Here is a 16,054-nt window from a genome sequence, read left to right on the forward strand (position 1 = left end):
CTGGTACCCGACTGAGTCCCGTCCGGACCGTCCTCGCGTCCCGCGGAGGCTGCCGGCCCAGCCACCCAGGAGTCCTCCATGCCCCGCATGCATCGTGCTGCGGCGGTCACGGCGGTGTGCGCGTTGAGCGCCGCCGCTCTGCTCGCCACTCCCGCCGTCGCGATCGGCGCCGATCCCGGCATCCGTCCGACCGAAGCGATCTCGGCTGCTCCGAGCCTCGTGCTGAACGAGATCGTCTACGACGACGCGGCGACCGGCCTCGCCGATCAGGTCGAGATCTACAACGCCGGCGCTGAGACGATCGACCTCACCGGCTGGACGATCGCCGATGAGAAGCGCGACAGCTTCGGCAAGGCGCCGGATGGCGTATCTCTCGCACCGGGGGAGTTCCTGGTGCTCGTGAAAGACGTCGACTTCGCCTTCGGACTCGGCAAGGGCGACGAGGTCGTGCTGTTCGATCCGAGCGGCGCCGAAGCGGACTCCTATGCGTACGAGAACACCGCGCCGTTGTCGGTGTGGGCACGCTGTCCCGACGGGACGGGGCCGTGGGCACCTGCGACGACGGTCACGCCGGGCGCGCCGAACGACTGCGCGGTCGCTCCCGTCGCCGGCTCCATCGTCGTCAACGAGGTCGACTCGCAGCCGGCCGACTGGGTGGAGTTCTTCAACCCCGGCACCGCAGCGCTCGATATCTCGGGCTACGAGATCCGCGACAACTCCGACGATCACCGCTGGCAGTTCCTTCCGGGAACGCAGATCGGAGCAGGACAGTTCCTCGTGGTCGAGGAGGGGACGATCGGCCTCTCCGGAGGCGTCGAGGTGGCCTTCCGCGAGCCGATCGGCATCGGCAGCGCCGACCGTATCCGGCTCTACGACGCCTCGGGCGCGATGGTCGACGACACGCTGCCCTGGCAGGGCCACGCGGCGATCGACGGCGACTTCGCCGCGGCGACCCTGGCTCGCTGCCCCGACGGCATCGGGGCGTTCGTGCTCGCCCACCCGACTTCCGGTGCGACGAACTCGTGCGTCATGCCCGACGTCGTGATCAACGAGATCGAGTCGAACGGCGACACCACCGACTGGGTCGAGGTCGTCAACACCGGGGCCACAGCGGTCGACCTCTCCGGCTGGACCGTGATGGACAGCGACCCGACGGGGCACGCCGCCGAGACCACGCCGCTTCCGACCGGGATGATCCTGCAGCCGGGCGGCTACTTCGTCTTCGACCAGCCGGAGAACTTCGTCTTCGGTCTCGGCAACGGCGACACCGTGACGATCCGCGACGCGAACGGCAACACGGTCGATGAACACGTCTACACCGCGCACGCGGCCGGCGTCCTCGCCCGCTGTGCCGACGGCATCGGGGACTTCGTCGACATCGCGGTCTCGACCAAGGGGCTGCGCAACGCGTGCGGCAACCCGGTGCGCATCAACGAGGTCGAGTCCGACGGCGGCTCACCCGACGATTGGGTGGAGCTCGTGAACCCGACGGACACCGCGCTCGATGTGTCGGGCATCGTGGTGAAGGACGACGATGACGCGCACGCCTACGCGATTCCGGACGGCACCACGATCGGAGCGGGGGAGTACCTCGTGATCGAGCGGGCTCAGCTCGGCTTCGGACTCGGCGCGGGCGATGCGGTGCGGGTGTTCGACGGCGATCTGCTCGTGGACTCGACCTCGTGGGGCGATGGCCACGCTGCGACCACCTGGGGGCGCTGCCCCGACACCACCGGCGCCTTCGCCGTCACCGCTGCTTCCACGAAGGGCGTCGCGAACGTCTGTGCCGGCGAGGTCGCCGTGGGAACGTGGCCAGGCTCCGCCGAGGTGCGCGTGGTGGACAGCATCCCGACGTTCCTCGAGGACAGCTCTGGTCTCGACGTGCAGGAGACGGCCGACGGGGCGTTCCTCTGGGCGGTCGACAACGGCGAGGGGCGCATCTGGAAGCTCGAAGCACACGCCGACGGCTCGATCACGAAGGTCGACGGCTGGGATGCGGGCAAGCGGGTGCGCTTCCAGAAGGATGCAGCGAACCCGGGAGCCGCAGGTCCAGACACCGAGGGCATCTCGGTCGACGGAGACGGCTTCGTCTACGTCGCATCCGAGCGAGACAACAGCGCCAAGGGCGTGAACCAGAACGTGGTGCTGAAGGTCGACCCCGATGCCTCGCCCGGCGACCTCGTCGCCCAGCAGGAGTGGGACCTGACCTCGCTGCTGCCTGCGGTCGGGGCGAACCTCGGCATGGAGGCCGTGCAGTGGGTTCCGGACTCCGCGCTCGCCGGAAAGCTCTTCGACGACCGGAAGAGCGCAGCATACGACCCGAAGGACTACGCGGGACACGGGGGCGGGCTGTTCCTCGTCGCGGTCGAGGACAACGGTCATGTGTACGCCTTCGCGCTCGGCTCCGACGGCTCGGCGACGCTGGTCTCGGAGATCGCTCCCGGCCTCGCCGGAGTGATGGCGCTCGACTACGACAGCGTGCGCGACAGCCTCTGGGCGGTGTGCGACGACGGGTGTCAGGGGCGCTCGGCCGAGATCACGCTGAACGGCACCGCACAGCCGGGCATCGCGCACTACGCCCGCCCGGCTGGAATGCCCGACATCAACAACGAGGGCTTCGCCACGGGGCCGGCCTCGCTTTCGGTCGACGGGCAGCGGCCGGTCTGGTGGTTCGCCGACGGTTTCGCCTCGGAGGCGCTGCGCACCGGGACGCTCCCCGGTGGTGGCGGCACTCCTGGAGGAGAGGTCCCGCCGCTTCCCGGCACGGAGCTCGTCGACGGCAACCGCGGTGGTCTGACCGTCGATCCCGCGGTCGCGACGCGAGGCCAGACGGTCACGATCACCGTCGACGCGAAGGGCGCTGGCACGGACGTCGCGGTATGGATGTACTCCGATCCGACGCGTATCGCGATGGGCTCGCTCGCGGAGGGCGGCACCATCGCGGTGAGGATCCCGGCGGATGCACCGCTCGGGGCACATCGGATCGCGGTGTTCGATGCGAGCGGTGCTCTCCTCGGCTGGGCCGACATCCGGATCTCTGCGGAAGCGGAAGCGGGAGCGGGAGCAGGGGCCGGTGCAGGAGCCGGCGCAGGTGGGCTCGCGGCCACCGGATCCGAGCTTCCCCTCGCGGCTGCAGTCCTGGCGCTGCTGCTGCTCACCGCCGGCGCGGCGACGATGGGACGTCGGCGGCGCGGGGCCTGAGTCGTGAGCGGGGGTGCGATCTGCTCGTGCCCCCGCGCACCCGCGCCATCTTCCTCCAGGGGGTGCGCGCACGACGCCCGACCGACTAGACAGGGTGTGAGCGCGGGGAACCGCATGAGAGGACGTCGATGAGCATCGCATTCCTGCTGACCACGCTGGTGATCGTCGCGACGCCCGGCACCGGCGCCGTCTACTCCATCGCCGAGGGCATCTCCCGTGGGCGCAGAGCGGGCATCATCGCCGCATTCGGCTGCACGCTCGGCGTCATCCCCCACATGATCGCGGCGATCACCGGGCTGGCCGCGATCCTGAACGCCTCCGCCGTGGCATTCGAGACGATCAAGTGGATCGGCATCGCCTATCTGCTCTTCCTCGCCTGGCAGACGCTGCGCGACAAGTCGCTGATCCAGGCCGAAGAGGATCCTGCTCCGCGCTCGTCGTGGCGCGTGATCGGCACGGCCGTGCTCATCAACGTGCTCAACCCGAAGCTCACGATCTTCTTCTTCGCCTTCCTCCCTCAGTTCGTGCCGTCGCAGGCGCCGGACGCCGCCTGGCAGATGGCAGGACTCAGCCTCGTGTTCATGGCTCTCACCTTCGTGGTCTTCGCGCTGTACGGCATCTTCGCCGCCACGATGCGCACCCAGGTGCTGGGGCGGCCGAGGGTCGTGACCTGGCTGCGCCGCTCCTTCGCCGCGACCTACGTGCTCCTGGCCGGACGCCTTGCGCTGGAGACCCGGTAGCGTCCCCTGCACGCGCAGTCGCTGCACGCCTCCGGGGAGGCGAGGTTCCGTGCCGTGGTGTCGGTGCCGACGCCTAGACTCGTAGGGCCATGACCGAAGCTCCTCTCATCGTCCCCTCCACAGCTGGTCCTCGCTCGTCGGGAACCCCGGGGCAGGACGATCTCCTCGCCGGCCTCAACCCTCAGCAGCTCGAGGCCGTCACCTATCGCGGCCCGGCGCTGCTGATCGTCGCCGGCGCCGGATCGGGCAAGACCAGCGTGCTCACCCGCCGCATCGCCTCGCTGCTGCGCAGCCGGGAGGCGTGGCCGAGCCAGATCCTCGCGATCACCTTCACGAACAAGGCCGCCGGCGAGATGCGCGAGCGTGTCGAAGGGCTCATCGGCGACGCTGCGCGCGGCATGTGGATCTCGACCTTCCACTCCGCATGCGTGCGCATCCTGCGTCGCGAGGCCCAGCAGTTCGGATTCACCAAGAACTTCACCATCTACGACTCCGGCGACTCGCGAGCGCTCATCAAGCGACTCGTGAAGGAGCACGAGGCCGATGCCTACGGGCTCACCCCCGCCGCGGTGCAGGGTCGCATCTCCAAGCTGAAGAACGAGCTGTCCGATGCCGAGGGCTATGCGCGTCAGGCCAACATGTCGGATCCCGCCGAGCGCGTATTCGTCGAGGTGTTCGCCGACTACCAGCGGCAGCTGCAGAAGGCCAACGCCTTCGACTTCGATGATCTGATCGGCCAGACCGTTTACCTGTTCCGCGCCTTCCCCCAGGTGGCGGACACCTATCGCCGTCGGTTCCGGCACATCCTGGTCGACGAGTACCAGGACACCAACCACGCCCAGTACGCGCTCATCCACGAGCTCACCCGGCCGGTGTCGGGCGCGGGTGCGGCATCGGAGCCATATGCCTCGAACGGCATGATGATCTTCGAGCCCGACCCCGAGCCAGCACCGGGCGCCGGTGAGGCCGGGGCGTCGCTCACGGTCGTCGGTGACTCGGACCAGTCGATCTACGCCTTCCGTGGTGCCGACATCCGCAACATCAGCGAGTTCGAACGCGACTTCCCCGGAGCGAAGGTGGTGCTGCTCGAGCAGAACTACCGTTCCACCCAGAACATCCTGTCCGCCGCGAACGCCGTGATCGGCAACAACTTCGACCGCAAGGACAAGAAGCTCTGGAGCGACAAGGGCGACGGTGACGCCATCATCGGCTTCACCGGGTACTCCCAGCACGACGAGGCGCAGTTCGTCGCCGACGAGGTCGAGGCACTCCACCGCAAGGGGATGCCGTACTCGGAGATGGCCGTCTTCTATCGCACGAACTCGCAGTCCCGCGCGCTGGAGGAGATCTTCATCCGCTCCGCTGTGCCGTACAAGATCATGGGCGGCACGAAGTTCTACGAGCGCGCCGAGATCAAGGACGCGCTCGCCTATCTCGTCGCTGTCGCCAACCCCGCCGACGAGATGTCCGTCCGCCGCATCCTCAACAAGCCGCGGCGCGGCATCGGCGATGTCACGGAGACGGCGATCGCCCGCTTCGCAGAGGAACACGGGATCTCGTTCCGAGACGCCCTGTCGCTTCCTGGCCAGCTCGGCGTCGGCCCGAAGATCCAGGCCGCGATCGCGCAGCTCGACGCGGTGCTCGCCGAAGCGACGGCGATCATGCTGCCGGCGACGGGCGAAGTGCCGCCACCCACCTCGGTGGCCGATGGGCTCAGCCTGCTGCTGTCGAAGAGCGGCTACCTCGACGCGCTGCGAGCCAGCCGCGACCCGCAGGACGAGGCACGCGTCGAGAACCTCGACGAATTCGTCGCCGTCACGCGCGACTTCGCCCGGAACAACCCCGAGGGCACCATCACCGACTTCCTGACCGAGGTCGCCCTGGTGTCCGACGCCGACGATCTCGACGACGAATCCGGCTCCGTATCGCTCATGACGATGCACACCGCCAAGGGCCTGGAGTACGACGCGGTGTTCGTCACCGGCGTGGAGGAAGACCTCATCCCGCACCGCATCTCGGCGGGAGAGCCCGGAGGGCCGCAGGAGGAGCGTCGACTGTTCTACGTGGGGATCACCCGCGCCCGCAAGCGCCTGCACCTGTCCTTGGCGATGACCCGCGCGCAGTTCGGCGAGGTCACGGTCGCGATGCCCAGCCGCTTCCTGCAGGAGATCCCCGCGAACCTGATCGACTGGCGGCAGTCTCCGGGCGACGTCAACTCGCGCGGCGGGATGCAGTCGCGTGCGCTGAACGCCCGTCGTCAGGGCGGTTTCGGCGGATCGGGCTCCGGAGATCGCTTCGCGGTGAAGTCGTTGCCGGGGCGAGACTCCTTGAAGCCGCTGTCGACCGCCATGGACAAGTTCCCCAACAGGGTCACGGCCAAGATGCGCGACAACGGCGACCTCGAACTCGCCGCGGGCGACCGCATCCGTCACGTCGACTTCGGTGAAGGACGGGTGGACGCGGTGACCGGCGAGGGCGCGAAGCGCATCGCTCACGTGCGGTTCGACTCGGCGGGACAGAAGAAGCTCCTCATCAAGGTCGCGCCGATCGAGAAGATCTGACCCCGTCCCGGTGCGCCCGCGTCGGCGGAGCATCGGGAGGGAGCGCCGTGCGGATTGCCGGTTAGGCTGGCTCATATGGCCCTCTTCTCCCGCCGCAAGAAGTCCGGTGACGATGCCGTCGCCCCCACCGCCGAGGCCGTCGAGCCCCGCACAGCGCAGGGGGATGACCATCCCGCCGAGAGTGCGCTCTCCGAAGGCACGGCGTCAGAGAGCGCGACGTCCGACAGCGTGACGTCCGACAGCGTGACGTCGAACAGCGTGACGTCGGACAGCACCGTCGACGAGCAGCCCGCTGCGGCGCCGTCGATCGGGATCTCGGTGCAGGCGTTCCGAGGCGTCGGTGCGGAAGCGGGTCCTGAGGTCGAGCTGCCGTCCTCCGACGCGCCGTCGAACCCGCAGACGCCGCCCGCAGCTCCGGCCGCGCCGCAGACCCCGCCGCGTCCTGCCACCCGGCCCGAGGCGCCCGAGGAGCGGCGCCTGCCCCTCGCGTCCGCGCTGCCGCCGGAGCAGACCGAGACGGTCCCCGGCATGAAGGACAACGTCCTGCTGCGTGAAGCGCTCACCGAGATCGAAGCCGGCGCGACCAACGATCAGCTGCTCGGGGTCATGCGTCAGGCGCTCCAGGGGCACCTGTACATCCGCGTGAACGGCGACGCGCGTGCACAGATCAGCGAGGGCAAGGCCCTTTCGGTCGCGGTCGTCCGAGACAGCGAGGACCGCCAGTACATGCTGGCGTTCAGCTCGGCGGGCGCCGTGCGTGATTCCGTGCAGCTCGAGGCCGACCCCTCGTCGACCTCGGCGGTCGCTCAGCCGGTCACCTCGGTGCTGCAGCAGGTCGTGTCCGGTGACTTCGCCGGCCTCATCGTCGACAACGCCTCCGCTCCGCACCGCGTGGTCTTCCCGACCGAGCTCCTGCAGAAGACTCTCGAGCAGGCCGACGTCGACATGACGGTGAAGAGCATCCTCGCAGCCCCTCGCGAGCAGGACTCGGCCGTCAAGGTCGGGGAGGCACTCGCGACCACGCGGATGTGGGTCGCCGTCAACGACGGTTCCGGCGGCGGCCCCGTCGGCATCGCCGAAGCCCAGACGACGGACGGACGCCGATTCCTGCAGCTCTTCTCGCACCCGCTCGAGGTCATCGCCCTCGGCCGCGGCGACCGACCGCTCCCGTTCGCACCCGAGCAGCTCGCGAAGGTGCTCACCAGTCACTCCGACATCGCCGGGGTGATCGTCGACTCGGCCGGTCCCTCCATCGTCGTCGAACGGGATGCGCTCACGCCGGTCCTGGTCCTCGCCGTCGACCTCGGCGACTGACCCAGATCTGCTGACCTGATCCGGCCCCCGCGCGCTGCGGAGCGAGCGGGGTTCCGTCCGTCCTGGCTGCACCCTAGGGTCGGAACATGGCCTCAGAACGCGTGACCCTGACCGTCGCCGACCTCGACGGAGAGCGCGAGGTCGCGCTCTCCAGCCCGAATCGTGTGGTGTGGCCCGACCTCGGCATCACCAAGGCGGAACTGGCCGAGTACGTGCAGCTGGTCGTCGGCCCTTTCCTGGCCGCCAACGGCAACCGTCCGGTGTCGCTGGAACGGTTCCGTGACGGTATCGGCCCCTCCGGAGGGGCCAGAGCGGAGGGCTTCTTCTCGAAGAACCCGCCCAAGGGGACGCCGGATTTCGTCGATGCCGTGACGGTCACCTACAACAGCGGGCGTCGACACCCGCAGATCGTCCTGAACCGCGCCAGCGCGATCGTCTGGGCGGTCCAGATGAACACGATCGTGTTCCACCCGTGGGCATCGCTCGCCACCGACCCCGACGATCCCGTCGAACTGCGCATCGACCTCGACCCGCAGCCGGGCACCGACTTCGCAGACGCCGTGACAGCCGCCCACACGCTGCGCGAGGTGCTCCGCGAGGCCGGACTCGAGGCCTTCGCCAAGACGAGCGGCAACCGCGGGCTGCACGTGTTCGCGCCGATCGAACCGACTCACGAGTTCCTGGATGTGCGTCACGCGGTGATCGCCGCCGGACGCGAGCTCGAGCGGCGGATGCCCGAGCAGGTCACGACGAACTGGTGGAAGGAGGAGCGGGGCGAGCGCATCTTCGTCGACTTCAACCAGGCCAACCGCGACCGCACGATGGCGGGCGCCTACAGCCCGCGTGCCCTGCCGGGAGCGACCGTCTCGACACCGGTGGCGTGGGAGGAACTCGACGGCCTCGACCCGACGGCGTTCACCGTCCGGAGCATTCCGAAGCGCCTCGATGACATCGGCGATCCGTGGGCATCGCTGCAGGACAGCCCAGGACGCATCGACACGCTGCTGGAGTGGTGGGAGCGCGACAAGGAGAACGGGCTGGGCGAGCTGCCCTTCCCGCCGGAGTTCCCGAAGATGCCCGGCGAGCCCCCGCGGGTGCAGCCGAGCAAGAAGGTCGCGGCGAACTGGGACGACGACGGCACCCCGGCCGAGAAGGGCTGACCCCCGCCGTCGAGTCGGGGATCTCAGCGCACGACGGTTTCAGCTAGCGCTTTTCAGCTCAGGACGTCTGCGAGGTCGTAGCCCGCGACGGTCTCCAGCTGCTCGTAGGTGCACGAGCGGGCATCGCGATCGGGCCGCCAGCGCTCGAACTGCACGGTGTGACGGAAGCGAGCGCCTTCGAGCTGGTCGTATCGCACCTCGAGCACGCGCTCAGGACGCAACCGCACGAACGAGACATCCTTCGATCCGCTGAACCGCGATCGCTCGCCCTCCGCGGTCACGGCTTCGCCCGCCTCATCGCGCTCGACCAGCGGGGCGAGCTCCTCGACGAGTTCTTGCCGACGGGCATCGCTCCACGCCGCCACACCGCCGACCTGGCGAAGAGTCCCGTCCTCGTCGTACAGCCCGACCAGGAGGGAGCCGACGCCCGAGCCGGACTTGTGGACGCGGTAGCCGAGCGCGACCACGTCGGCTGTGCGGGCGTGCTTGATCTTGAAGAGCGTGCGCTTGCCGGGTGCGTAGGGCTGATCGAGCGGTTTCGCCACGACGCCGTCGAGTCCGGCTCCCTCGAACTCGGCCAGCCAGCGCACCGCGGCTTCGCGATCGCGGGTCGCGCGGGTGAGGTGCAGCGGGTGCTCGACGGTCTCCAGGAGCGTCTCGAGGCGCGCTCTCCTGGTCTCGAACGACTGGGTGAGCAGATCGTCCTCGCCGGCGGCGAGCAGATCGAAGGCGATGAACATCGCCGGTGTCTCGACGGCGAGCTTCGCCACGCGCGAGGCGGCGGGATGGATGCGCTGGCTCAGCGCCTCCCAGTCCAGTCGCTGCGATCCGTGCGGACCGGTGGCGACGACGATCTCCCCGTCGAGCAGACACGGTTCAGGCAGCAGCTGGGGGATCGCATCGACCAGTTCGGGGAAGTAGCGGGTCAGCGGTTTGGCGCCCCGCGAGCCGATCTCCACCGTCTCGCCGTCCCACGCGATGAGTCCGCGGAAGCCGTCCCACTTCGGTTCGTACAGCAGCCCACCCGGGGTCTTCGCGGGGTCGGGCACCGCGGGCACCGCTTTGGCGAGCATCGGCGCGGGGATGTCGTAGCGCATGCTCCCATCCTGGCTGCGCGTGATCGGCGAGGGAAGAGGGGCGGTCAGCCGAACAGGTCGGAGAGCGCCGCGGGTTCTCCCGCATCCCGCAGCGCGGTGCGAGCGGCGTGCCAACCGGCCATCCCGTTCACGGACGGACCGGGGGGCGTCGAGGCAGAGGCCAGATACACGCCGTGCATCGGGGTGCGCCACGGGGCGGGGGAGAGCACCGGGCGACGCAGCGCCTGACGGATGTCGAACACTCCGCCGGAGATGTCGCCGCCGATCTCGGTCGGGTTGATCGCCTCCCGCGACGACGCCGGCACCGCGTGGTGTGCCAGGATCAGGTCGCGGAAACCCGGGGCGTAGCGCTCCACCTGCGCGGTGATGAGCTCTGTGGGGTCGAGGTCGGAGCCCGGAGGGACGTGGATGTAGGCCCAGAACACGGCCTTCCCGGCGGGAGCACGGGAGTCGTCGAGGACAGAGGGCTGCACGGCGAGCACGTAGGGGCGATCGCTCACGTGGCCTGCGGCGACGGCGTTCTCACTCGCCCAGACCTCCGCGCGGGTGCCCCCCAGGTGCACGGTGGGGGCGCCGGCGACGTCGGGGTTCGTCCACGGAACCGGGCCGTCGAGGGCGAAGTCGACCTTCGCGGCACCCGGGCCGTAGCGATAGGAACGGACGGAGCGGGCGTAGCCTGCGGGGACGTCGGGGTGCGTGAGCGCGAGTCGCGGCGAGGTGTTGAGCAGCAGCAGGTCGCCGCGCTGCGGGTCGCCCCAGTTCAGCGTCGCGAGATCGGAGACGGGGGTGCTCGCCTCGATGGTGCCGCCGTGGTGTTCGAGGTCGGCGACCATGGCGTCGGCGATGCGCTGCGCACCACCGCGCGGATAGGGCCAGCCTCCCGCGTGACCGAGTGCGGCGAGCAGCAGCCCTGCGGCAGCGCCCGCCAGCGACGGCTGCGGGGAGTTCGCGTGCGCCACCACCCCCGACATCAGTGCGGCGGCCTCCTCCGTGCGGAACGCCGCGGCGGCCAGGGGCGTGCCCTGATCCAGCATCCGCAGGGCGTAGCGCACGGCGGTCACCGGATCGCGCGGGATCCGGAGCAGCTGATTGCCCGTGAAGTCGACGACCCCCTCGATGTGCCGGCTCAGAGGCCGCAGTCGGGACAGCCAGGCTCCGCCGTCGACGCCGAGCTGTGCCGCGGTGTGATCGATATCGCGCCATGCCACCGCCGCACGTCCGTCGTCGAGGGGATGCGCGTAGGACGCCTCCGGCCGGATCCACTCGATCCGCCGATCGAGACCGAACGCCTGGAAGAACGGAGAGGAGAGGGCAGCGGGGTGCACGGCGGAGCATACGTCGTGCTGGAAGCCGGGGAGCGTGGATTCGCGGGTACGGACCCCGCCGCCGATCGTGTCCGCGCCTTCGAGGACGCGCACCGTGTAGCCGGCACGAGCGAGCGACACCGCCGCCGCGAGGCCGTTCGGGCCGGATCCGATGATCGTCGCCTGAGCCATGACGTCAGTTTGGCACGTATACGAGGAGAAAACGGTCGGCCGCACCCCTCGCGGCGTGGGATCCTGGAAGGGATGAAAGAAGTACAGGGCCCGACCCCCGCAGGCACCTCCCGTCCATACCGTTCGCTCCCGGAGGCGCTGCGCGCGCACCGCATCGACCCGTCGAACCACGCGTTCATCACGGCGATCGTCGAGGCCATCGGGATCAGTTCGTTCATCGACCGCGGTCGATACATCGAGGCGATCCGTCGTGGCGAGGGAGCGTCCCTCCACATCGGCCGCACCTACACGAACGGCTTCGCGGAAGACGAGCGACTCATCGTCGGTTCCGCACCGTTGCGACTGCAGCCCAGCGAGGGGCGCCCGCCGTACTTCTACGTCAGTCACCCGAGCGAGTTCATCCCGCTGACTCCGCAGCGTGCGACGAAGCGTGCGACGACTCCTCGCGTCTCCGCCCCCCGCGCGGAGAAGGCGCCGAAGCCCGTCGAGGAGCGCGACTACGGCGTCTGCGACGTGTGCTTCATGGTGAAGACGCCGTCCGGCGGCTGCGGCTGCGACTGAGCGTGAGCGTCGCGCTCGGACCCGAGGCGGATCGACCGGTGATCCGGCTCGCCGACCTGTCCGGAGCCGATGCGCACGAGGTCGGCGCTGCGGTGCGGGCATATCTGCTGCAGACCGAGCGTGAGAAGAAGCAGGAAGGCGGCAGCGCGCCCGATCCCTCCGGAGCACTTCCCGAGCGCTACCGCCGCGAGATCGATGACCCCTCAGCGGCCTACGCGGGTCACCGCGTGCGTGTGGCCCAGCTCGGCGATCGCGTCGTCGGGGTCGTCGTGCTGTCCGTGAGCGACGACGTGGCCGAGATCAAGCGCTTGTGGGCGGTGCCGGAGGTGCGTGGCCGAGGCGTCGGGTCCGCACTGCTCGACGCCGCGCTCCACGACGCGCGCGACCTCGGCGCCGCGCGGGTGCGCCTGTCGGTCTGGGACTGGCGGGCCGGGCCGGTGCGCCTCTATGAATCGCGAGGCTTCGAACGCGTCCCGTCCTGGGACGAGCGTGCGCGCCTCGTGTGCATGGAGCTGTCTCACACCGCGGGCTGAGACTGTCGGTATCGGCCGGGGGTCATCCCGACGAGCGGCGTGAACTGCTCGATGAACTGGCTCGTCGTCGCCCAGCCGCACGCGGCAGCCGTCCCGGTGACCGAAGCTCCGTCCGCGAGCAGGACGAGTGCGCGGTGCACCCGCAGCTGGAGACGCCATTGCCGATAGCCCATCCCGGTCTCCTGCTGGAATAGGCGGCTCAGCGTCCGTTCGGCCGTACCGGTGCGCATGCCGAGCTCACCCAGCGGCACGGGGCGGGCGAGGTCATGCTCGACGATGCGCGCCGCCCTGCGCAGTCGCGGATCGCGGGGCTCCGGCAGATGCAGCGGCTGCTCCGGCGCCGTCACCGCCTCGTCGACGACGACATGACGCAGATGGTCCAGTGCGCTGGAGCTGCGGGGGCGGTCGGACGTCATCGCGAGCAGCGCCTCCCGCGCAAGAGGCGTGGCGACGAGAACGGCAGGAGCGGAGGGCAGGAGTGCTGCGAGTTCGTCGTCCAGGTGCACGATGCGCATGTCGGTGCGACCGTGCGCACGATGGCGATGCTCGGCGCCGGCGGGCACCCAGGCCATGCGCGTGGAGGGCGCGATCCAGGCTCCGTCGTCGGTGAGCAGGGAGAGCACACCGGAGGCGGCATGCACCAGATGTCCGAGCGGATGAGCATGACGCGGAGATGTCTCGGCGTGCGCGAACCGGTAGGCGCCCTCCAGGGGGAGAGTGGTCAGCGCGTCGAAATCGACCAGGTGCAGGTCGACCATTCGGGATTGGCGGGTATTCGACATCAGACTGCAGTGTACGTGTTTCCTGACGCACGGCGCGGATGCTGGACTCGAAGCATGACCACCATGCAGGAACCGTTCGACACCGCCCCGACCCCACTGACGCCGTCCGTTCGTCGTGGTGGAGTCCTCACCGGGATCTATGTCGGCGTCGGCCTGCTCCTGATCGCGCTGAACCTCCGCATGGGCGTCGCCTCGGTCGGGCCCGTGCTCCCCGCGATGGAGCGGAGCCTCGGGCTCCCGGCAGCCGCGGCAGGACTGCTGACCACGATCCCGGTGTTCGCGTTCGGCGCCTTCGCCTTCCTGACGCCGGCGCTGACGCGCTGGGTGGGCCTGCATCGGCTGCTCGCCCTGACCATGGTCGTCGTGGCGATCGGCATCGGCGTCCGCCTGCTTCCCTCACCCGTGGCGTTGTTCGGCGGCACTGTGCTGGTCGGCGCGGGCATCGCAGTGGCGAACGTGTGCATACCCGCTGTCATCAAGCAGGACTTCGCCCACCGCGTCGGGCTCATGATGGGGCTGTACTCGACCGCGCTCTTCCTCGGTGCTGCGGCGGCTGCGGCCCTCACGGTGCCCTTCATGACCGCTCTCGACGGTTCCTGGCGTGGTGCCCTCGCGGTCTGGGCGATTCCCGCCGTGCTCGCGCTGGTGGTGTGGCTGCCGTGGGCGTTGCGCGGGGTCTCGGGAGCGCCGGTCCGCTCGCCCGCGACAGGCGCTCCCGCGGATGCGATCGTCGAGCCTCGAGACGAGCCGCGGATGTCGGTTCTGCTGCGTGATCCCGTCGCCTGGGCGGTCACCGGATTCATGGGGTTGCAGAGTCTGAGCTACTACGCAGCCCTGACCTGGATCCCGACCATGCTGCAGGACGCCGGCGTGCCGGTGTCCGAGGCGGGACTGCTGCTGTCTTACTCGAGTCTCCCGGGGATCGCCGCCGCGCTGCTCGTGCCGACGATGCTGCGACACCTGCGGCCGAGCTGGCTTCCCGTCCTGCTCTCCGCACTCCTGTGCGCGGCAGGTCTGATCGGCCTTCTGGTCGCGCCGGGCGGAGCCGCGCCCTGGGTGTGGATGACCCTCCTCGGACTCGGTCAGGGTGCGGCCATCGCGCTGTCGCTGACCTACATCGTGCTGCGTGCCCCCGACGCACAGCACACCGCGCACCTGTCGACCATGGCCCAGGGGATCGGCTACCTGCTGGCAGGGCTCGGCCCGATCGGTCTTGGCGTGCTGCACGCTGCCGTCGGAGGGTGGGGCGTCCCCGTCGTGGCGCTGGTCCTGCTGCTCGGCGTCCAGGCCGTGGCCGGGGCGGCAGCGAGTCGCGAGCGCCACGTGCGCGCGCGGCGCAGGTGAACCGGTCCTCGCGGACGGAGGCTCAGGCGAAGGCGCTCATCCCCGTGATGTCGCGTCCGAGCAGCAGGGCCTGCACGCTCTCGGTGCCCTCGTAGGTGTGGATCGCCTCGATATCGGCCAGGTGCTGCATCACGCCGTTCTCGAGCAGGATGCCGTTGCCGCCGAGCAGGTCACGGGCGGTCGAGGCGATCCGGCGCGCGGCACGCGTGTTGTGGAACTTCGCCAGCGACGCCTGAGTCGGACGCAGCTCGCCGGCCGTCTCGAGGTCGGCCATGCGCCGGCAGTACAGCTGCATGGCTGTGAGGTCTTCGAGCATGTGGGTGAGGCGCTCCTGGACCATCTGGAACTTCGCCAGGGGCTTTCCGAACTGCACGCGCTGGGTCGCGTAGGCCAGCGCCGCTTCGTAGCAGGCTGTCGCGTGCCCCAGTGCCGACCAGGCGACACCGGAGCGGGTGGCGTAGAGCACGGTCGATGCGTCCTTGAAGCTCTTCGTCCCCGGCAGTACGGCATCGAGCGGCACCCGCACGTCGTCGAGCTCGATGTGGGCCTGGTGGATGGCGCGCAGCGAGGCCTTGCCGCGGATCACGGTGCCGGTGTAGCCGGGGGTGTCCTGCTCGACGAGGAAGCACCGGACGGCACCGTGATCGTCGGCGCCCTCGTCGTCGACACGCGCCCAGACGAACGTGACACCGCCGGAGGCGCCGTTGCCGATCCACTTCTTCGTGCCGCGGATGACCCAGCTCTCGCCGTCGCGGCGGGCGACCGTCTCCAGCGATACCGAGTCGGAGCCGTGATCAGGCTCGGTCAGAGCGAACGAACCGAGCACCGAACCGTCGGCGAGGGCCGTCAGCCATCGCTCCTGCTGCGTGGAGGAGCCGAACAGGGCCAGGGTGCGCAACGCGAGTCCGCCCTGCACTGCGAGGATCGTGCCCAGCGAGCCGTCACCGCGGGAGATCTCCATGTTCACGAGGCCTGCGGCGAGGGGCGACAGGCTCGTGAGCGACGGGTGCTGGACCCCGTCGACGACGAGGTCCATCTCGCCCATCCGGCGTGCGGCATCGAGCGGGTACTCGGCACGGTCCCAGGCATCCGCCATCTGCGGGGCGACCTCGTCGACGTAGGCCTTCGCGCGGTCCCACGCCTCCCGGTCGGCAGAGGGGATGTCGGTGAAGACCGCGTAGTAGTCGCTGTCCTGACGTCCGGTGATGTCGTACGACGAGACGCGCTCGCCGGGGAAGGGGGAGGCTGCAGTGCTCATGGGGCTC

Annotated in this window: 12 protein-coding genes; 8 read left to right on the forward strand and 4 right to left on the reverse strand. The window is 69.7% G+C overall.

Annotation, left to right across the window (positions count from 1 at the left end; translation table 11 throughout):
* Positions 1-78 precede the first annotated feature (78 nt).
* The 5 genes from ILP86_RS15145 to ligD all read left to right on the forward strand — a co-directional run bounded on the left by ILP86_RS15145 (position 79) and on the right by ligD (position 8,976).
* Complete coding sequence (locus ILP86_RS15145) at positions 79-3,201, forward strand: lamin tail domain-containing protein (protein ID WP_193762343.1); 3,123 nt, start codon at positions 79-81, stop codon at positions 3,199-3,201.
* Positions 3,202-3,329: 128 nt separating this feature from the next.
* Positions 3,330-3,941, forward strand: a complete 612-nt coding sequence (locus ILP86_RS15150; protein WP_046748806.1) for a LysE family translocator — start codon at positions 3,330-3,332, stop codon at positions 3,939-3,941.
* Positions 3,942-4,030: 89 nt separating this feature from the next.
* Positions 4,031-6,502, forward strand: coding sequence for an ATP-dependent helicase (locus ILP86_RS15155; RefSeq protein WP_058632660.1), 2,472 nt, complete (start codon positions 4,031-4,033; stop codon positions 6,500-6,502).
* Positions 6,503-6,577: 75 nt separating this feature from the next.
* Positions 6,578-7,816, forward strand: coding sequence for an SseB family protein (locus tag ILP86_RS15160; protein ID WP_193762344.1), 1,239 nt, complete (start codon positions 6,578-6,580; stop codon positions 7,814-7,816).
* 86 nt (positions 7,817-7,902) lie between these two features.
* Positions 7,903-8,976: a non-homologous end-joining DNA ligase gene (gene ligD / locus ILP86_RS15165; RefSeq protein WP_193762345.1), complete on the forward strand. Its 1,074-nt coding sequence runs from the start codon at positions 7,903-7,905 to the stop codon at positions 8,974-8,976.
* A 53-nt stretch (positions 8,977-9,029) separates the two neighbouring features.
* On the opposite strand, the gene ILP86_RS15170 is transcribed toward ligD, so the two are convergent.
* Together ILP86_RS15170 and ILP86_RS15175 are read right to left on the reverse strand one after the other, a co-directional pair.
* Positions 9,030-10,073 (reverse strand): ATP-dependent DNA ligase, encoded by a 1,044-nt coding sequence (locus ILP86_RS15170; protein WP_193762346.1) that lies wholly within the window; start codon positions 10,071-10,073, stop codon positions 9,030-9,032.
* 44 nt (positions 10,074-10,117) lie between these two features.
* Positions 10,118-11,569, reverse strand: coding sequence for an NAD(P)/FAD-dependent oxidoreductase (locus ILP86_RS15175; protein ID WP_193762347.1), 1,452 nt, complete (start codon positions 11,567-11,569; stop codon positions 10,118-10,120).
* A 72-nt stretch (positions 11,570-11,641) separates the two neighbouring features.
* Here ILP86_RS15175 and ILP86_RS15180 point away from each other — a divergent pair, with 72 nt between their 5' ends.
* Positions 11,642-12,130: a hypothetical protein gene (locus tag ILP86_RS15180; protein WP_193762348.1), complete on the forward strand. Its 489-nt coding sequence runs from the start codon at positions 11,642-11,644 to the stop codon at positions 12,128-12,130.
* A 2-nt stretch (positions 12,131-12,132) separates the two neighbouring features.
* Positions 12,133-12,663, forward strand: coding sequence for a GNAT family N-acetyltransferase (locus ILP86_RS15185; RefSeq protein WP_308431953.1), 531 nt, complete (start codon positions 12,133-12,135; stop codon positions 12,661-12,663).
* Here ILP86_RS15185 and ILP86_RS15190 read toward each other — a convergent pair.
* Positions 12,648-13,445: a helix-turn-helix domain-containing protein gene (locus tag ILP86_RS15190; protein ID WP_127011899.1), complete on the reverse strand. Its 798-nt coding sequence runs from the start codon at positions 13,443-13,445 to the stop codon at positions 12,648-12,650. The two genes, ILP86_RS15185 and ILP86_RS15190, sit on opposite strands and share 16 nt — an antisense overlap.
* A 54-nt stretch (positions 13,446-13,499) precedes the next feature.
* Between ILP86_RS15190 and ILP86_RS15195 the strand changes: the two genes are divergently transcribed.
* Positions 13,500-14,789 (forward strand): MFS transporter, encoded by a 1,290-nt coding sequence (locus ILP86_RS15195; RefSeq protein ID WP_193762349.1) that lies wholly within the window; start codon positions 13,500-13,502, stop codon positions 14,787-14,789.
* A gap of 22 nt (positions 14,790-14,811) precedes the next feature.
* Here ILP86_RS15195 and ILP86_RS15200 read toward each other — a convergent pair whose 3' ends face one another.
* Positions 14,812-16,047 carry an acyl-CoA dehydrogenase family protein gene (locus ILP86_RS15200; protein ID WP_193762350.1) on the reverse strand — a complete coding sequence of 412 codons (1,236 nt, stop codon included), beginning with the start codon at positions 16,045-16,047 and terminating at the stop codon, positions 14,812-14,814.
* Between the last annotated feature and the right edge of the window lie 7 nt (positions 16,048-16,054).

Origin of the sequence: Microbacterium sp. R1 (assembly GCF_015159725.1) — a bacterium.
GTDB classification, from domain to species: Bacteria; Actinomycetota; Actinomycetes; order Actinomycetales; family Microbacteriaceae; genus Microbacterium; species Microbacterium oxydans.